Origin of the sequence: Brevundimonas sp. UBA6550 (assembly GCF_002434505.1) — a bacterium.
Lineage (GTDB): Bacteria > Pseudomonadota > Alphaproteobacteria > Caulobacterales > Caulobacteraceae > Brevundimonas.
This window is the reverse complement of sequence record NZ_DJKE01000012.1, coordinates 615,638-634,729: the sequence shown is the minus strand read 5'-3', so window position 1 is coordinate 634,729 and position 19,092 is coordinate 615,638. Positions and strand designations below refer to the sequence as shown.

General features: G+C 67.7%; 11 protein-coding genes and 1 pseudogene. 8 read left to right on the top strand and 4 right to left on the bottom strand.

The window, feature by feature from the left end:
* Positions 1-437: 437 nt before the first annotated feature.
* The 4 genes and pseudogenes from B3Z70_RS16440 (at position 438) to B3Z70_RS16430 (ending at position 5,175) form a co-directional block, all read left to right on the top strand.
* Positions 438-2,723, top strand: coding sequence for a TonB-dependent receptor plug domain-containing protein (locus B3Z70_RS16440; RefSeq protein ID WP_292021209.1), 2,286 nt, complete (start codon positions 438-440; stop codon positions 2,721-2,723).
* Positions 2,612-3,238: pseudogene (locus B3Z70_RS17270) on the top strand (alkaline phosphatase D family protein); the annotation flags it as partial. The gene B3Z70_RS16440 and the pseudogene B3Z70_RS17270, both read left to right, overlap by 112 nt.
* Positions 3,148-4,245 (top strand): alkaline phosphatase D family protein, encoded by a 1,098-nt coding sequence (locus B3Z70_RS16435; protein ID WP_292021207.1) that lies wholly within the window; start codon positions 3,148-3,150, stop codon positions 4,243-4,245. The pseudogene B3Z70_RS17270 and the gene B3Z70_RS16435, both read left to right, overlap by 91 nt.
* A 39-nt stretch (positions 4,246-4,284) precedes the next feature.
* Complete coding sequence (locus B3Z70_RS16430; protein ID WP_292021205.1) at positions 4,285-5,175, top strand: LysR substrate-binding domain-containing protein; 891 nt, start codon at positions 4,285-4,287, stop codon at positions 5,173-5,175.
* 171 nt (positions 5,176-5,346) lie between these two features.
* On the opposite strand, the gene B3Z70_RS16425 is transcribed toward B3Z70_RS16430, so the two are convergent.
* From B3Z70_RS16425 to B3Z70_RS16415, 3 genes are all read right to left on the bottom strand, one after another.
* Positions 5,347-9,606 (bottom strand): YadA-like family protein, encoded by a 4,260-nt coding sequence (locus tag B3Z70_RS16425; RefSeq protein WP_292045920.1) that lies wholly within the window; start codon positions 9,604-9,606, stop codon positions 5,347-5,349.
* A gap of 113 nt (positions 9,607-9,719) precedes the next feature.
* Entirely contained in the window at positions 9,720-11,483 is a 1,764-nt protein-coding gene (locus B3Z70_RS16420; RefSeq protein WP_292021201.1) for a PAS domain-containing protein, read from the bottom strand.
* Between the two features lie 554 nt (positions 11,484-12,037).
* Entirely contained in the window at positions 12,038-13,309 is a 1,272-nt protein-coding gene (locus tag B3Z70_RS16415) for a DUF5690 family protein (protein WP_292021211.1), read from the bottom strand.
* A 74-nt stretch (positions 13,310-13,383) separates the two neighbouring features.
* Between B3Z70_RS16415 and B3Z70_RS16410 the strand changes: the two genes are divergently transcribed.
* Both B3Z70_RS16410 and phnX read left to right on the top strand, forming a co-directional pair.
* A complete protein-coding gene (locus tag B3Z70_RS16410) occupies positions 13,384-14,517 on the top strand; it encodes a TIGR03364 family FAD-dependent oxidoreductase (RefSeq protein ID WP_292021198.1) in 1,134 nt (377 codons plus the stop codon).
* Positions 14,514-15,344 carry a phosphonoacetaldehyde hydrolase gene (phnX, locus tag B3Z70_RS16405; RefSeq protein ID WP_292021197.1) on the top strand — a complete coding sequence of 277 codons (831 nt, stop codon included), beginning with the start codon at positions 14,514-14,516 and terminating at the stop codon, positions 15,342-15,344. The genes B3Z70_RS16410 and phnX overlap by 4 nt, the downstream gene beginning before the upstream one ends.
* Here the strand turns inward: phnX and B3Z70_RS16400 are convergent.
* Positions 15,341-16,060 (bottom strand): UTRA domain-containing protein, encoded by a 720-nt coding sequence (locus B3Z70_RS16400; RefSeq protein ID WP_292021195.1) that lies wholly within the window; start codon positions 16,058-16,060, stop codon positions 15,341-15,343. The genes phnX and B3Z70_RS16400 overlap by 4 nt on opposite strands.
* A gap of 182 nt (positions 16,061-16,242) precedes the next feature.
* Between B3Z70_RS16400 and B3Z70_RS16395 the strand changes: the two genes are divergently transcribed.
* Together B3Z70_RS16395 and B3Z70_RS16390 are read left to right on the top strand one after the other, a co-directional pair.
* The gene (locus tag B3Z70_RS16395) at positions 16,243-18,381 is read left to right on the top strand and encodes a phosphocholine-specific phospholipase C (RefSeq protein WP_292021193.1); all 2,139 of its coding nucleotides are present in this window, start codon (positions 16,243-16,245) and stop codon (positions 18,379-18,381) included.
* A 42-nt stretch (positions 18,382-18,423) separates the two neighbouring features.
* Entirely contained in the window at positions 18,424-19,032 is a 609-nt protein-coding gene (locus tag B3Z70_RS16390; RefSeq protein ID WP_292021190.1) for an HD domain-containing protein, read from the top strand.
* Positions 19,033-19,092: the final 60 nt, after the last annotated feature.

Below are 19,092 nucleotides of genomic sequence, written 5' to 3'. Positions count from 1 at the left end.
CCGCGCGTCCATCGCTCGGGAAAAGCGGGGGAGGGGGGATGAGGATGAGGCGCCGAAGACCTGCGAAACGCGCCAAGCCTTGAAAGTTGGTCGCGCAGGGCGGTCAGGCGGTCGTCTGGCTCTATGTTCCTCATTTGTTCTATATGGCGCGCGAACACGCTAGAGAGTCAAGCGGAGCCACTTGGGGCTCTGTCGAACCTTGGTCGAAGGGTTCTTAGGTCCTCATGCTCGAGCGTATTTCTCCCTGCAGGCGGTGGTTGTCTCGGCTCCTAGCCGTTTGAGATACGGACGATTTCGGACTTCGGTCTTGTCCCGTTCGCGCTGATGGCCGGGTCATGAGCGTTGCGTTGCGTTGCGCGCAACGCGCGTGCCGGATCGAGCAATAACGGCTGTCCGGCGAACCGAGGTAGTCGATCCCAGCATCTCGGGGATATCGAATGAAGACCGCATTACTCGCCGCCGCCGGCCTGAGCGCCATCGCCCATGCAGCAAACGCCCAGAGCAACGATGCGACCCAGGTCGACGAGATCGTCGTCACCGGCACCCGTTCCGACGGGCGCAGCGCCCTGGCGGCCTCCACGCCGATCGACGTCGTCTCGGCCGAGGCGATGGAGGCGACGGGCTATACGGACCTGAACCGCGCGCTGAACCAGTTGCAGCCGTCGGTCAACTTCGCCCGCGCCGCGACCACGGCGACCGCCGCCAACACCCGGCCGATCACCCTGCGCGGTCTGGCGCCGGACCAGGTGCTGGTTTTGGTCAACGGCAAGCGCAGGCACGCCAACAGCGTGCTGAACGTCAACAACAGCATCGGCCGGGGCTCCGCCGGGGTCGATCTGGACGCCATTCCCGAAAGCGCCATCGCCCGGATCGAGATCCTGCGCGACGGCGCCGCCGCGCAATACGGCTCGGACGCCATCGCGGGGGTGGTGAACATCATCCTGAAATCCAACGCCGGGGGCGGCGCGGCCTTCGCCTCGGCCGGGGTGACCGGAGAGGGCGACGGCGAGACCTGGGCCACGGGCGGCCATGTCGGTTTCGCCATCGGCGACGGCGGCCACCTGACCCTGTCGGCGGAGGCCCGCGGTCAGGCCGCGACCAATCGCGCCCATGTCGATCAACGGTTCGGTCGGGTGACCTATCGCATCGGCGATCCCAAGAGTTCGGCCCAGTCCGCCGCCTTCGACGCGGCCCTGCCGCTGGGCGGCGTCGAAATCTACGGCTTCGGCACGCTGACGCACAAGGTGTCGAACAACGCCGCCGGCTTCCGCGTTCCCGGCTTTTCGGCGGCCTGGCCGAACGGCTTTCTTCCGATCATCGAGCCGACGATATGGGACGGCGCCCTGACGGCGGGTCTGCGCAGCGCATGGGCGGGGTTCGATCTGGATCTGAGCCAGACCTACGGCCGCAACGGCGCCGACTTCGACGTCCATGACACGGCCAACGCCTCGCTGGGGGCGACCAGCCCGACGCGCTTCGATTCCGGCGGCGTGAAATACGAGCAGTGGGTCACGGACGCGACCGCGTCTCGGCCCTTGACCCTGATGGCGGGCGGCAATCTGGCGGTCGGCGGTCAGTTGCGCCACGAGACCTATGCGATCCGCAACGGCGAGCCGGACGCCTATTTCGGACTGGGCGCCGACGGCTTCGCCGGCTTCAATCCGCGCAATCCCACCGACGCCAGGCGCGACGCCCAGGCCGCCTTCGTGGATATGGAGCTTCGTCCCGTCGCATCCGTCTTCCTGGGGCTGGCGGCGCGCTACGACCACTATGACGACTTCGGCGGTGATACGACCTATCGGGCCACGGCGCGCTGGGACGTGACGGAGGGTCTGGCTGTGCGAGCCTCGGCCGGGACGGGTTTCAAGGCGCCGTCGCTGCAGCAGCAGTATTTCAGCGCGGTCCAGGGCGCGACCTCCGCGGGGCAACTGGTAACGGTCGGCACCCTGCCGGTGTCCGACCCGGTCGCCAAGGCCCTGGGCGCCGAGGATCTGAAGCCTGAACGCAGCCGCAATCTCAGCGCCGGCGTCGTGGTGGGGCCATGGCGCGGCTTCAGCGCGACGGCGGACTATTTCGACATCCGCATCGACGACCGCATCGCCCTGAGCGAGCAGCTTTCGGGAGCGGCCGTCGTCGCGGTGCTGCGGGCGGCGGGCATCACCAACTTCCAGCAGGCGCGCTTCTTCACCAATGCGGTGGACACCACCACCAAGGGATTTGAAATCATGGCCCGCTGGCGAGGCGATCTGGATGACCGGACCGCCCTGAGCCTGAACCTGGGTTATGGCCGGTTCGATTCGACCCTGGACAGGCTGCGCGCCAATCCGGTGCTGCCGACCCTGCCGCTGTTGAACACCAAGTCGATCCTGTTCCTGACCGAGGCCCAGCCCAAGGACAAGATCACGGGCCAGGCGGTGCTGTCGCGCGGCCCCCTGTCCGTCCAGCTGTCCACGGCCGTGTTCGGCGACTATGTCTCGGCCCCGCTGGTGGCGCCTCAGACCTTCGACGGACGCTACACCGTCGATGTGTCCGCCGCCTACGAGGTTCGCCCCGGCCTTACGCTGGAGGGCGGCGTTCAGAACCTCAGCGACGTCCGTCCTCAGGAACTGGAATGGCCGGCCGCCAGCCTGGCCGCCACGGGCGGCAGTTTCCCGACCGGCGAAGAGACGCCGCTGGGCGTGAACGGACGCAGTTTCTTCATCCGCGCCTCGGCCCGGTTCTGAAGATGAACCGGCGCGATCTGATCGCCGTCGCCCTGGGTCTGGCGGCCCATCGTTTCCTGACGCCCGGGGTCGCGACGGCGGGCGCATACGGCGCCGACCCATCGGCCTATCCCTTTGCCTTGGGCGTGGCCTCGGGCGAACCTTCGAGCGACGGCTTCGTCCTGTGGACGCGCATCCCCGACCTGGCGGCGGACGCCGAGGTCGGGTTCGAGATCGCCGAGGACGACGGCTTTCGGCGCATCGTCCGTCGCGGTCGGGCGGTCGCGCGCCAGACGCGCGGCGGCGCCGTGCACCTGGAAGCGGCGGGACTGGAGCCGGGGCGATCATACGCCTATCGGTTTCACCATGGCGGAGCGGTCAGCCCCATGGGGCGCACGGCGACCTTGCCGACGGCGCCGGAGCGTCTGCGCCTGGCCCTGACCTCGTGCCAGCACTGGGAGCACGGCTGGTTCAGCGCCTATGCCGACATGATCGCGGCCGCGCCGGCCGCCGTGCTGCAGGTCGGGGACTACATCTACGAGAAGTCGTTCGGCCAGGGCCCAGACGTCCGCGCCTTCGGCGCCGCCCAGCCGATGACCCTGCGGATTATCGCGCGCGTCACGCCCTTTACCGCACGGACCCGAACCTGGCGGCGGCCCATGCGGCCATGCCCTTCATCGTCACCTGGGACGACCACGAGGTCGAGAACGACTATGGCGGCGACACCGCCGGCGTCACCGCCGATCCAGCCGCCTTCCTGCGCCGAAGGGCGGCGGCCTATCAGGCCTATTTCGAACATATGCCGTTGCGGCCCAGCGCCCTGCGGCGCGACGGGGGCGTGCGTCTGTACCGGCGTTTCGTCTTTGGCGACCTGGCCACGGTCCATGTGCTGGACACGCGCCAGCACCGGACGGCCGGCCCCTGCCCCGCCGCCGACCATCTGGGCGGCCGGATTCTGGACGACTGCTCCACCGTCTTGAACCCGGCGGCCAGCATGTTGGGACAGGCGCAGGAGGATTGGCTGAGGGACAGTCTGGCGCGCGACGGGGCGACCTGGAGCGTGCTGGCGCAACAGACCCTGTTTTCCCGCCTGGTCCTGCCGAATGGGCCCGAGGCGCGATACTCGGACATCTGGGACGGCTATCCCGCCAGTCGCGAACGTGTCCTGACGGCTCTGGCGCAAAAGCCCAATCCGGTGATCCTGAGCGGCGACGTCCATTCCTTCTGGGTCAACGATGTGCTGGGCGACTTCGCCAGGCCGGATCAGCCGCCGATCGCGACGGAGTTCGTCACCAGTTGCCTGGCCTCGCGCAATGGGCCGGAATCCCTGTTCGGTCAGGCCAAGGCCCTGAACCCGCACGTTCGGCATCTGGACAATCGACGGGCGGGCTATGTCCTGCTGGACTTCGACCGCGCGCGTTTGACGGCGGATCTGCGCGCCGTGGACGATCTGACCGATCCCAACAGCGCCTGTCGCAGCGCCGGACGGTTCGCGGTCGAGGCCGGGCGGCCCGGCGCGCGGCCGGTGCAGGTCGCGGACTGACGCATTTCGGTGATGCGGCGGTGCTATCGGCGTCGCCTCATGCTTCGCAAGGCGCCGCCGCTGGAATCCGTAGAGGTCTTCGTCGCCGCGGCGCGGGGCGGCAGCTTTCGCGCGGTCGCCCGCGACATGGCGCTGAGCCCGTCGGCCGTCAGCCGGCGGATCGCCGGTCTGGAAGAGTTTCTCGGCGTCATCCTGTTCGACAGGTCCGGTCTCGTGCCGGTCCTCAGCGCCGCCGGTCTGCGCTATCTGGAACGGGTCGAGCCGGGATTGCGGACCATAACCGACGCCACCGACGACATGGCCGCGCCCCGCAGCGGACGGCTGCGCGTGGCCGCCTCTCACTCCTTCGCCTCGATCTGGCTTCTTCCGCGCCTCGCGACGTTGCTGGAGGAGACGGGCGTCGATGTCGAACTGGTGGTCGGCGCCGGCTTCGACGCCCTGGCCTCGAACGAGGCGGACATCGGCATATGGGGCGGGCGTGTCGCACCCAGCGGCCTCAAGGCGGTTCCCCTGTTCGAAGTGACCGCCGTGCCCGTGGCGCCGGAACGCTTGGCCAACGGCCGGGCGCCGCCTCGACCGGGCGAGTCGGTGGGTGATTTCCCGCTGGTGTCGGTTCACCGGCCCAAGGACCTCTGGCAACGCTGGCTCGGGATCGCGCCGCGTCAGGTTCGGTCCTTCGACACCCTGCACATGATGTACGAGGCGTCCGCCGCCGGCCTCGGCGTCGCGCTGGCCACCCCCTTGCTGTCCGAGCCCTTCCTGGCCAGCGGACGGCTGCGCATCTGCTCAAGCGAGCCACGCCCCCTCGGCCTTTCCTACGACCTCTTCCATCCGTCGGCGCGATCTCGGAGAGGCGTCGAGGGTGTGTTCATGGACTGGATGACGGGCCAGGTGGCGCAGTCCATGGCGAGATTCGAGGGGCTGAGATGAGGACCGGTCGAGCGGCGACAAGCCTGAGCGCCCTGGCATGGGGAGAATGCAGCGCGCCGACCCGAACCGTGAAGCCGAGAAAATCCGCCCATTATGTCCTGCCGGCGTAGGCCGGTCGCCGGTGCGCGCGGCGAGATGACGCGCCATCTGCACGGCGGTTCGTGACCTGCATCAGAATCTCCAGCCGATGCCGGCGTTGGCGCCGACGTGGTTCTGGGTGTCGAAGGTGGCGCCGGCCCGGAAGACCATGGAGCCGTCGCCCAGGGCGCGGGAGTAGCCCATCGCCATGGCCGACTGGCCCTCGTAGGTTCCGTAGCCGACCGCGAACATCGACTTGCCGCGCTCTGCGATCTGCGGCATCCCGGCGGCGGCCAGGGCGCCCGCGGTGCCGGCGAAGGCCAGCTTGCGCACTTCCTGGACGTTGTAGTTGACCGCCGCCAGCCGCATGTCGGTGTAGGTGTTCGACTGCTGGATCGCCTCGTTCATGCTCTCGCGCAGCTGGAGCACATTGACGGCGTCGGTGTCGGCCACCCCGGCCGCGACGTTGCTGACGGTGACGGCCGGGCCATTGCTGCGGCCCAGGACGACGCGGGTCTGGCCCTGGTCGGCGTATTGCAGCGAGTTCTGACCCAGGGCCAGGGCGTTGTCGGCGGTGGTCTGAGCCGTGACGACGGCCTGGTTGGTCTGGAACAGTTGCGAGCCGTTGACCGCCTCCGTGGAGGTGGCTGTGATCGCGCCGGCCGCGACATTGTTCAGCGTCACCGGCGTGGAGGCGTCGCCGCCCTGGAATGTGACGCGATTGGTGCGCGCGCCGGAGGCGTCGGTTTCATACTGCACCGCATTGGTCGCCGCGAAGGCCAGTTCGTAGATCTGGCCGCCGTTGACGGCGTCGGTCGAGCCGGCCGAAATCCGACCATTGGCGACATTGTGCAGGCCCACCGCGCCGCCGCTGGCGCCGACCAGGGTCAGGTCGTCGGAGCGCACGCCGCCGTTCGGGGTCTCGGGGTCGTCGCTGTCGCTGTATTGCACGGGGCCTACGCCGCCGTTGGCGATGGTGTTGGTCAGATTGGTGATCGCGGTGGTGTTGAGCGCGACCTGAGTGTTGGTGGCGTTCAGCTGCGATCCGTTGACGGCGTCGGTCGAGGTCGCATTGACCTGGCCCGCCGCGACATTGGTGATCGTCGTGCCGTTCGCGCCGGCCAGGGTCAGGGTGTCGCGGGTGGTCGTGTCGTAAGAGACGGCGGTCCCGGCCAGGGCGTCCACTCTGTCGGAGACGCCTTGCAGTTGGGCGACGTTCACCGCGTCCGTCGCCGCCGTGCCCGCCGCCACATGGGTCAGCTGGCGTTCGGCCCCGGCTGAGCCGAACGAGACGGAGCCGACCGAGGATTGCAGTCCGGCGACGCCCAGCGCGGCGTAGTCGGTCTGAGCGTCGCGATCGGCGATGCTTGAAGAACCCAAGGCGACGCTGTTGTCCGCAACCGCCTGAGCCTCAGCGCCGACGGCGACGGCGTTCTGGCCTTGGGCGGTCGCAGGGGCCAGGTTGGAGTTGACGGCCAGATAGACGCTGGAGGCGACGCCCGCCGGCGCTGCCGACAGGGCGTTCAGGAAGGCCTGAATGCTTGTGTATTGGACGCCCTGATAGCTGATGGCGACGTTCAGGGCGTTGGTGATCGGATCGAAGGCCGAGCCGCCGCCGAAACCGCTCGCTAGGCTCTGTCCCAGGGTGAAGGCCTGGCCGCCGTTCACCGCATCGGTCGATCCCGCCGCGATCAGGCCGGCGGCGACGTTGTGCAGACCGACGGGGGCGGCCACAGCGCCGACCAGGGTCACGTCGTTGGTCGCCACGCCGCCGTTCGGAACCGTCGGATCGGCGGCGTTCGAATACTGCACCACGCCGACCGCGCCGTTGTTGAGATTGTTGGTGATGGTCGTGATGGCGGTCGTATTGGTGACGATGTCGGCGGCGTTGTTCGCGACCTGAGCGTTGGTGGCGAACAGCTGGGCGCCGTTGACCGCTTCGGTCGAGGTCGCGCTGAGCTCGCCGGCCGCCACATTGCCGATCGTGGTGCCGGCGGCGCCGGCCAGCGTCAGGGTGTCGAAGCTGGGATCGTCATAAACGACCGCCAGCGCGGACGCCGTGGCGATATTTGCGATGGCGTCGGCGTTTAGGGCCACCTGGGTGTTGGTGGCGAACAGCTGCCCGCCGTTGACGGCCTCGGTCGAGTTCGCGTTCAGGGCGCCGGCGGCGACGTTGGCGAGCACCGTCCCGTTGACGCCGGCCAGGGTCACGCGACCGGCCAGCAGGTCGTCGTACATGACGGCCGTGTCGGACAGGGCGCCGAGGTTGGTGGTCAGATTGGTGATGGCGGTCGTATTGACGTCGACCTGGGTGTTGGTGGCGAACAGCTGGGCGCCGTTGACGGCCTCGGTCGAGGTTGCGTTCAGGGCGCCGGCGGCGACGTTGGCGAGCACGGTCCCGTCGACGCCGGCCAGGGTCACGCGACCGGCAAGCAGGTCGTCATACATTACGGCCGTGTCGGACAGGGCGGTGAGATCGGCGCCCAGATTGGTGATGGCGGTGGTGTTCAACGAGACCTGGGTGTTGGTGGCGAACAACTGCCCGCCGTTGACGGCTTCGGTCGATGTCGCCGACAGGGCGCCGGCGGCGACGTTGCCGATGACTGTTCCGTCCACGCCGGCCAGGGTCACGCGACCGGCCAGCAGATCGTCGTACATGACAGCCGTATCGGACAGGGCGCCGAGGTCCGTCGTGAGGTTGGTGATGGCCGTCGTGTTCAAGCCGACCTGGGTGTTCGTGGCGAACAGCTGGGCGCCGTTGACCGCCTGCGTGGAGCCGGCGGCGAGGTCGCCCGCCGATACATTGGAGATGATCGTGCCGCCGACGCCGGCCAGCGTCACGCTGGCCGCCGTCGGATCGTCATAGGCCACGGCGATGTCGGCCAGGGCCTGAAGGTCGTCCGAGACGCCCAGCAACTGGCCGACATTCACCGCGTCTGTCAGCTCCGAGCCGGCCGCGACGTGGGTCAGCTGACGCTCCGAGCCGAGGCCGCCGAACGACACTTCTCCAGCGGAGCTCTGTAGCGCATCGAGACCCAGGGCGGCGTAGTCGGCCAGGGCGCCGCGATCGGCGAGGCTGGCGGCGCCGAGGGCCACGCTGTTGTCGGCGGCGGCCGAGGCTGCCGGTCCGACGGCCGTGGCGTCGACGCCGGAGGCAAGAGCCCCGCCCAGGGCGGATTTGACCGCCAGGAAGGGCGTTCCGCCGCCGGGCGCGGCCAGGATCGCGTCGAGCGCCTGTTGCACCGTGCTGTAGACCACGCCGTCGTAGGTCAGGCCGATGTTGATCGTGCTCGTCGCGGGATCGAAGGCGGTGCTTCCGCCGATTTCCGCGGCCAGGCTGGATCCCAGGCCGAACAGCTGGGCGCCCGTCACGGCGTCGGTCGAGCCGGCGGCCAGCTGGCCCAGCGCCAGATTGGTGATCCGCGTCCCGCCAAGGCCCCCGAGCGTCAGGACCGAGGCGCTGAGATCGTCATAGGTGACGGCCAGGTCGGCCAAGGCCTGAAGGTTGGTCGACACCCCACGCAACTGGCCGACGTTGACCGCGTCTGTCGCGTCCGACCCGGCGGCGATGTTGGTAAGCTGACGTTCCGCCCCGGCCGCGCCGAAAGACACTTCGCCGACCGAAGTCTGAAGCGTGGGCAGTCCCGTCGCCGTATAGTTGGCGAGCGCGCCCCTCAGGGCGGCGCTGCTGGCGCCCAGCGCCAGGCTGTTGGACACGCCGACAGAGGCGTCGGCGCCCAGGGCGACGGACCGCCCCGCATTGGCCAGGACGCGGGCCGTGCGACCCAGGGCGATGGCGTCGGCCGAGGTGGCCGCCGTGCGAGAACCGTTGCCGAAGGCGATGGAGTTCAACTCCCCCGCGATCGCTATGGCGCCGCCTGAGCCCAGGCCGGTGATCTGATTGCCGCCAATGGAAATCCCCGCCTCTTCGGCCAGGGTGAAGCGATCGGCCTGGTTCACGCAGCTGTTCGCCGGATTGACGGCATTGCCGTTCACGTCCAGCAACCGCAGCGTGATGTCGTCGCCGCGCGCCGCGCTCGCCAGCAGGGCGGTTGCGCCTACGTTCAGACGAGGCGCCAGAATGCTGAGCAGGCCGTTGACGGTGTTCTCGATCGGCGTCGCGACGCCGATGATCACCGGGGCGACAATGTCGGTGACGACCGATCGCGGCAGGGCCACGCCTGTACACACGTCGACGACGCTGGTCTGCGCGCTCGCCGACGCGGGCGTCATGATGAGGCCCAGCGGGAAGACGACGCCCAGCGCATACAAGGTTGCGACCAGCAGACGGGTCGCCAGGGTCGCCGCGCCGCTTGGAGCGACGGGGCGGCGGTCGTTGGATCGTGCGTGCATCTCGTTCCTCCCGGCGTCGGGAGGCGTGAGGACGGCTCCCGATCGGAGAGGCTAAGGCGGTCAGAGCCACAATCGTGACGCGATTTCGAATCCCTAGATTTCGCGCAGGGGTTCTACTTTCCCGCCTTGGGAGCGATGGATGAGTAGTGCTTTTCGGGGACGAAAAGGTCAGACGCCTGTCCGACCGTCTTCAATCCCAACTTGTCCAGCGCCTTTCCGCGATGGTAATCCACCGTCCTTGGACTGATCCCCAAAGCGCGGCCGATGGTCTTGGACGTACCGCCTGAAACGGCGAGCGCCAGAATCTCTCGCTCGCGCGCCGACAACCGGTTGAGAGCTCCCCTAGTGACATTACTAGGTAGATCTATTTCATTGAATTTGTTTGTGGTTTCGCTGCTTCCGCGAATTGCGGCTATATAGGTTTCATTGCTCTCGTCATAAGAAAGCAAGTCGACGACGCCGGCCTGATGCAAGGCGATGACTTCACGCGGGGTCGCGACGGGATCGCCGAGTACGACCAAGGCGATGCCGGGATATTCGAGTTTGACTGTCTCGGCCATCTTGAGAATGTCCGTCGCCGTCGAGTCGGAGCAGTAGACGATCGCCTGGAAGGTTTTGCGTCCGCGAGGTCCCGTCGAAAGGTCGTGGGTCGTCTGCACCTTGAATCCGTCATCCTCCAATGCGCGCCCGAGTTGACGCCCACGACGTGCGGGATCGACAAGCAGAATCTCTGCGGCCGCATTCAATCGAATGCGGGATTCCCCGATGAACCGGCTGATCGACCCATCAGATTCAACCAGGGGAAAGGCCGTGTCTTCGATCGAGAACAGGTCGCCGGCGCGGCTGCGGGCGCGATAGACGGCGTCGATCGTTCCCCCGGCCGCAAGCGTCTCCAAGGCGTGCAGAAAAGCAGGCCTGTCCTCTTCGACCACGGCCGCAAGTTGATCGGCCCAGGTGATGACCGGACTGCGATCATCCGGCCACCCGGCCTGGCGGTCGGTATTGAGATAGCGTCGGGTCCAGTCGCCCGCGTCGGCCGCCCAAAGCAATCGACGCGCCGCACTGGGCGGCGAGGCGTCCATCACCTCCAGCGCCGCCGAATGCCATTCGTGAAGCTCTCCCTTCTCGTCGAACTGCGGCAGCGCGCGCAAGGTGAACCACCGGTAGAGGCCGCTCGCGTCGCGCAGCCGATGTCGACTTTCGAACGGTTGGGCCAGTGCGACGGAACGACCCCAATCCGCCACCACCCGATCGCGCTCCGCCGGATGCAGCCAGCCAACCCACCCGTCTTCTCGCGCCTTCGCCAGTCCCACCCCGAGGAAGTCCTGGCAACGCGCATTCATCCAACGGACGACGCCCCGGGCGTCCAGTCGCCAGAGGAAGGCGGGCGCCAGGATCGAGAGCGACTCCAAGGTGGCTTCCGCCGCATTCAGACGTGTCCGCAGGCGTTTCTCCTCCGTCACGTCACGGAGCACGCCTAGAAGGGCGAACACCTTGCCCTCGCGCGAAACGGGCGTGATCGCCGCCGTCACCCACGTCTCGCGCGCCCCGTTGGGTCGGTCGACATAGAGGCGGACATCGCTGGTCGTAGTCGCCGCGTTGGACCAGGCGGCGTCCACGGCGCCCGCCAGTTGTGCGGATAGCGACGGCGCCAAATCCCTGAAAGCCACGCCTTGGGCGGCGGAAAGCGGCAGCAAGAGTTCGCGGCAGGCTTCGTTGAAATAGGTCGTCTCCCGGCTCCCGACGATGATGAAGGTCGGAAAGGTCTGCCTTAGCATCGACTCCACCGACTGGATCATCCAGTCCCGATCAGAAGAGGAGGGCGTGTTCGCCCCCTCTTCCGGCTGCCTGAGTCCTTCGGTCATCGCCGTGATCATCTCGCGCGTCTCCCGACTTGCGTGGATATCTCTATCCAGTCACAACTTGTGGTAAATGTCCGTGGAGCAGTAAGTTACTGTAAAGCTTTATTTTCGTGGGGATAAAGGTGGCGGTTCTCTCTGAACGTGTGTGGGGCCGGTCAGATGCGTCCGTGCTAAGAAAGGCGTCATGATCGGTGACGACCCCTCGCTTCTCTGGTCCATGCGACTCCTGCGATGAGGCTGAGATCGTGGCCGGACAGGATCAGTCCAAAACAGTTTCGATATCGGCGAATGGAAGCCTGGCTGCCGACTATCGTCTCCCTGCTGCATGCGCGGTTTTTGAAGGTGGGCGAAGAGACGTCCGCTTCCGTGACGATGAGAGAGTGGCTCGCTACAGCGCAGGATACAAAAGGACGGGCGCGAGGCTGAAGCGCCGGGCGACGCATTGGCGGCGAGAAGCGACTGTAACCGCGCCACACACTAACTATCGAACAGCCGATTTCCTGGTCAAAGGCGACGATCCGGACGGGGCGATGCGGCGTGCCGACCCAGAACCTTCGATGCCAATGCGATCAACCCCTGCGCCTGCGTGGAAACAGGATCATGGCGCCGCTTACCAACAGAACGCCGATCAAGCTGGTGGCATAGGCGGTATTCACGAAGAAGGGCAGCCAGGCCAGGTCGAGGGAGCCGAAATTCTTGAAAAGCAGCAGCGCGACACTGCCCATATAGCCGGTCGCATCCGCCACATAGATAAGGAAACCCGCAGTCGCGACCGTGCCGGAATAGGCGATCAGACGGTCGAACAGCATGGCGTTGAACGGCGTGTAGGCGAGGTAGAGGCCCGCGCCGCCTGCGATCATCCAGGCGATCGGCGACAGCAGGCCTTGCTGAAACGCCAGGGTGGAGAGACCCAGGATCGCGAAACCGACGCCGATGACGCCATGCATGAACAACAGCGCGCGGCCGTTGTTCTTGACCATGATCAGCACGCCCATGGCGACCAGCGACAGGGCCGCCACCGGCCCTTCGCTGGCGGTGAAGATCGAGGCGGCGTCGCCGTAACCGAGCGCCTGCCAGATTTCGGCGGCGAAGTTGTCGCGCAGATCCCGGAACGCCGTCAGCAGCACATAGGCCGTGATCAGCAGCAGCAGCACCGGCCAGTGCGCGGCGAGAAAGGCGGCGCGTTCGCGCGCCATCATCGGCCGGCGCGCCACCCGTTCGGCCTCGTCGGCCGGACTGGGCGGGGGCAGGGCGGCCAGGGCCAGGACGGACAGGGCCAGGACGGGCATGAAGACGAGGCCGACGGCCGACGGCATCCAGAACGCGCTGACGTGCCAGGTCTGCATCAGCGCCTTGCCCACCGATTTCACCACGCCCGACGACAGGATGAAGCTGGCGCACAGGATGGCGCCCAGCACTTCGCTGGTGCGCCGCCCCTCCATGAAGCCGAAGACCAAGCCCCAGATCAGTCCCAGCGGCAGGCCGTTCAGGAACAGGGCCGCGACGTTCCACGGCGCCGGCGTCAGGGCGAACAGGACCAGGGCGATCCAGGACGCGCCGATGAGGCTCAGGATCGCCGCCGCGCGACGCTCCGGCCGCATCTCGGCGATCACCTTCACGCCGATCAGCTTGGACAGGGCGTAGCCGGCGACCTGGGCGATGACCAGGGCGATCTTGTAATCGAGCGCCAAATACCAGCCCGGGACCGCATCGAAGGTCGCCGCCGTAAAGGGTTTGCGGAAGGCGTACATCGAAAAATAGGCGCAGAAGCCCGCAAGCCCCGCGAACAGGACGAAGACGACGGGGTTGGCCTGGGTCAGCCAAAGCCGCATCCGATTCATCATTTGACATCGTCCCGTTGCACAAATTTGGTCTAGACCAATCCTGCGACGCTTGGATGACGAGGGCGATGGAAATGACGGGGCGTTACGATGTGGCCGTGGTCGGGGCGGGGATCGTGGGTCTGGCCTGCGCGCTGGCCGCCGCGCGGCGCGGCCTTTCCGTGATCGTGATCGATCGAGACGCCCAGGCCAACGGCGCCTCCGTTCGCAACTTCGGCTTCGTCACGGTGACCGGCCAGCCTCGGGGGCGGATCTGGGATCGCGCCCGGCGCAGTCGCGCGGTCTGGGACGAGATCGCGGGCGAGGCGGACGTGCCGATCCTGCAACGCGGCCTTTGGCTGCCGGTCCGGCGGCCCGAGGCGGCGGCCGTGCTGGAAGCCTTCATGGCGACGGAAATGGGCGAAGGCTGCCGGTTGATGACGGCGGAAGCGGCGCGGGCGCGGGCGCCCCAGATCATCGGACGCCAGACCGTCGCTGCCTTGTGGAGCCCCCACGACCTGCGCGTGGATTCGCGCATGGCCATTCCCCGGCTGGCCGCATGGCTGAGCCAGCGGTTCGGGGTTTGCTTCCTGCGCCAGACCGCCGTCCAGGCCATCGAGCCGCCCCGCCTCGTCACGGGGCGCGGCGTGATCGAGGCCGAGCGGATCGTGGTCTGCCCGGGCGACGACCTGGCCGGCCTGTTCCCGGATCATCTGGCCGAGGCGGGCCTGACGCGCTGCAAGCTGCAGATGATGCGGTTGGCGTCGCCGGGCTTCGATCTGCCGGCCCCGGTCATGTCCGACCTGGGCCTGATCCGTTATGGCGGTTACGCGAACCTGCCGGAGGCGGCCGCCCTGCGCGCGCGACTGGAGGCCGAACAGGGCGCCGCCGTCGCTGACGGCGTTCATCTGATCGCGGTTCAGGACGCCGACGGCGCCCTGGTCGTGGGCGACAGCCATCATGACGCCGCCACGCCCGATCCGTTCGCCAGCGAGGCGGTCGATCAACTGATCCTGGACGAATGGCGGGCCGTCACCGATCAGCCGGCGCCGGCGGTTCTGCAACGCTGGATCGGAACCTACGCCCGGGGCCCGTCGGCGGACCTGATCGCCGCGCCGCATCCCCAGGTGCGGCTGGCCCTCATCACCGCCGGAAACGGCGCCTCCACCGGCTTCGCTTTCGGCGAGGAGGTGATCGCAGATCTGTTCGAGGAGACGATCGAACCATGAGCTCCATCCGAGACAGTTTCGACATGGTGGTCTTCGACTGGGCCGGCACCATGGTCGATTTCGGCAGCCGCGCGCCGGTTCTGGCGCTGATCGAGGCCTTCGCCGCCCTGGGCGTGGAGGTGACGGAAGAGGAGGCTCGGCTGGACATGGGGCGCGCCAAGGCCGACCATGTGCGCGCTCTTTTGGAGACGCCCCGGATCGGCGCGGGCTGGGCGGCGGCCCACATCGGGCAGGCCCAGGGCGCGGCGCCCGACCCATCGGCGGTCGCGCGGGTGATGGCCCAGCTTCAATCGCCGATGATGCGGCTGGCGCAAGAGACGGCGGACCTGATCCCCGGCGCGGCCGAGACGGCGGCGCACCTGCGAGGGCTGGGTGTGAAGATCGCCTCCTGCACCGGCTACACGCGCGAGATGATGCAGGCCATCCTGCCGCGCGCCGCCGCCCAGGGCTATGCGCCCGATGCCGTGGTCTGCGCGCACGAGACCGCGCAGGGACGGCCGTCGCCGCTGATGATCTATAAAGCCTGCGCCGATCTGGGCGTCTGGCCCCTGTCGCGCGTGGTCAAGGTCGATGACGCGGAGGTCGGCGTCGCCGAAGGGCGCAACGCCGGCTGCTTCACCGTGGGGGTGGCGGCCTCGGGCAATCTGACGGGACGGACATCGCAGACCCTGTCGGCGATGGACGCCGACGAACGAAGGGTCGTGCTGGGCGCCGCCGCCGACCGTCTGCGCGCGGCGGGCGCCGATCTGGTCATCGCCACGGTCGCCGACCTGGTTCCCGCGCTGGAGGGCGCGCCGGCGAGCGCCTTGAGCCGGCGCGGGACCTAGCGGACGCGGATGTCGACGCTGATCTTCAGGGCGTCGTGGCGCCAGTATTCGCGGTCGAACTCGACCACCCGGCCCTGGGCGTCGTAGCTGGTGCGGATCACGTTCAGGCCGGGCAGGCCGGACTTGACCTGAAGCGCCTCGGCCTCGTCGCGCGTCAGGGCGCACGGCTGCATGTCCACGCGATTGCGGGCGACGGCGATATTGTAGGCCGTTTTCAGGACGCTGGTCAGGGAGCCGTCCAGCGGATGGCTGAGCAGATCGGGCGCCATGGCGGCGTCGACGACGATCGTCTCCACCAGCACCGCCCGGCCGTCGACCGAGCGCTTTCTACGAATGCGGTACATCGGCGCGCCCACAGGGCGTCCGAACAGCGACGCCAGGGGCGGGGTGCAGACGATCTCGGTCTTGCTGAGCGTCTCCGTGGTCGGGCTGCGGCCCTGGGCCTCGACATAGGACATGAAGCCTTCCCATCGCGTGGGATCATAGACGATGGGCGGGGGCGAGACGTACCAGCCGCTGCGGTCCTTGCGATAGATGACGCCCTCGGCCTCCAGCTGGAACAGGGCCTCGCGGATGGTGCCGCGCGCGACCCCGCCGCCGATCTGCAACTGACGTTCGGAAGGCAGACGCTCGCCCGGCTTCAACTCTCCACCCATGATCCGGGCGGCGATGGCGTCGCGCACCCCCAGATAATGGAGACTGTCAGGCTGCGGCATGGAATCGCTCAATCGACGGTCGAATCCCGCCCGATCCGAAAATGAGAAGTTGCGCCCCGGGGGTCAAGCAAGGCGCGGCCGCGTGGGCAGGGTCAGCCATCCGCCGCTCAACCTTCATGAAAATTTCGCCGAACAAATCGGGCGACTGGTCTATACCAAATTCCGAGAAGGAGATTTGATCGATGTCAAATGATCGGCGGTCGTTCTTGAAAGGCGCCCTTGGCGGCGTGGCGGCTGGAGCGGCCCTGAACCTGTTGCCCGCGACGGTGCGCCGGGCGATGGCCATTCCCGCCAACAATGCGACGGGCACGATCATGGACGTCGAACATGTGGTCGTCTTCATGCAGGAAAATCGCGCCTTCGATCACTATCTCGGCGCGCTGAACGGGGTGCGCGGCTTCGGCGATCCGCGGCCTCAGCGCCTGCCGGGCGGGGCCACGGTCTGGCGTCAGCCCAGCGACGAGCATCCCGACGGCTACGTCATGCCCTTCCACGGGGATTCGCGCACCACCAACGCCTATACGGTGGACGGGTCCGAGCAGGGGCACAAGGCGGCCGTCGCCATCGTCAACGGCGGGCGTTACGACCAATGGGGCCGGTCGCGCGAACTGCACAAGCGGATGGCCTATTACAAGGCGTCCGACCTGCCGTTCTACTACGCCCTGGCCGGCGCCTTCACCGTCTGTGACGCCTATCACTGTTCGACCCTGACCCAGACCTATCCGAACCGGCTTCATCTATGGACCGGCTGCAACGGGGGCGGGAAGGTCGGCGGCGACCCGGAAATGAGCAACTACGGCGAGGACGAGACGCCCAGCGCCGACATGGCGCAAGACCGACCGATGGCCGAAGGGCCGCACGACTGGACCACCTATGCCGAAAGGCTGCAGGCGGCGGGCGTCAGCTGGAAGGTCTATCAGGAATACGACAACTTCGGCGACAACATCCTGTCGGTGTTCAAGCCGTTCCGCCCCTGCGACAAGGACTCGGCCCTGTATCGGCGCGGGCGCGCCTGGGTGTCGGAGGACAAGACCGGCGCGGATCGCACCCGTTCGGACGGCGAGCAGCTGGTGGAGGCCTTCCGCAACGACATCGCGGGCGGGCGCCTGCCGCAGGTGTCGTGGATCGTCACGGCGGCGGACCTGTCGGAACATCCATCGGCCGAGCCGTCGAAGGGCGAACACGTCTGCGCCAAGCTGATCGAAGCCCTGGTCGATCACCCCGAGGTGTTTTCCAGGACGGTCTTCATCGTCAATTACGACGAGGCCGGCGGTTTCTACGACCATATGCAGCCGCCCATGCCGCCCCTGACACCGGAACAGGGCCACAGCACGGTCTCGGTCGCTGGAGAGGCCAAGGTCTATGGCGCGGACGCCGATCCCGACCATCGAGGCGCCCAGCCCCTGGGCCTGGGCATCCGCGTGCCTGCGATCGTCGTGTCGCCTTGGAGCCGCGGCGGCTTCGTCTGCTCGCAGGTGTTCGACCACACCTCCACGCTGCAGTTTCTGGAGAAGCGGTTCGGCGTGCGCGAGGAGAACATCAGCGACTGGCGTCGCACGGTGTGCGGCGACCTGACCTCGGCCTTCGACTTCGCCCGTCCCAACCAGGACTGGGCCGCCCTGTCCCTGCCGGCGACGGCCGACTACATGCAGCGTGTCGCCCGGTCCAAGGCCGCGCCCAGTCTGCGCATTCCCGAACGCCAGAGCCCTGCGCTGCAGGACGGCCCCCAGCGCGGCGCGCGCGCCTTGCCCTATGACCTGGCGGCCGAGGTTCGCACCGACGATGGAGCGGTCTGGATCGATCTGGCCAACAAAGGCCAGGCGGGCGCCGTCTTCCAGGTGTTCGACGGCACGGATCGCGCGGGGCCGTGGCGGTTCACGCTGGCGGGCGGCGAATCCTATGCGGCCGGGCATTGGAACACGGGGCGAACGGGACCCTACGACCTGACGGTCCATGGTCCGAACGGCTTCTATCGGCGCTTCGCGGGCGACGCCTCGCGGCCGGAACCGCGCGTGACGATCTCCACCGATGCGAAAGGCGTCCTGGCCGTGGGCCTGACCGGCGCGGGCGAAGGCGAACGGGTGGCGGTTCTGGACATGGACCCCGCCTATCCTCTGTCGGAAGGCGAGGCGCGCCGTCGCCTGGTCGTTCATCCCGGCAGAACGGCGCGTTCGCTGTGGGATCTGCGCGGCAGCGACCATTGGTACGATCTGACCCTGACGCTGGCCGACGATCCCGGCTTCGTCCAGCGGCTGGCCGGGCACGTCGAAACCGGCGCGCCCAGCCGCACGGATCCGGCCATCGGGCGTATGCGCCTGTGATCGCCCGCGCGCCTTCGCCCCCCCCCTGAAGACGGATTATCGATGACTTCTCCCGTGGATGCAGACGCCTTCGTGGCCGAACTGTCGGACCTGTTCGCGCGGCTGGGCGGTCTTCATTACGGCGAGGACGTCAGCCAGCTGGAACATGCGTTGCAGACGGCGCACCACGCCAAGGTCGACGGCGCGCCGCCCGCCCTGGTGGCGGCGGCCTTGCTGCACGATGTCGGCCACATGATGCAAAAGGCGGGCGAGGACGCCGCCGACCGTGGGATCGACACCCGCCACGAACACATCAGCGCCGGCTATCTGTCGCGCGCCTTCGGGCCCGAGGTGACCGAGCCGGTCCGATTGCATGTGGCGGCCAAACGCTGTCTGGCGGCGACCGCGCCGGGCTATGTGGACCGGCTCAGCGCCGCCTCGCTGCAAAGCCTGGCCCTGCAGGGCGGACCGATGGACGCGGCCGAGATCGACGCCTTCATGGCCCTGCCGCAAGCCAAGGCTGCGCTTCGGCTGCGGGCCTACGACGAAATGGGCAAGGCCCAGGGCGTCGAGGTCGCCGATTTTGCGACCTATCGCGAGCTTCTCTGCGACCTGATCGCGCGCAGAGCGGATGCCTGGTTTTTCATTTCAACACAGGGGGTCGTTGAATGAGTAGAGGTTCAAGTCGTCACCGCTCCGGCTAGCCGGAGCCACAGCGTATCGCCCGTCGTC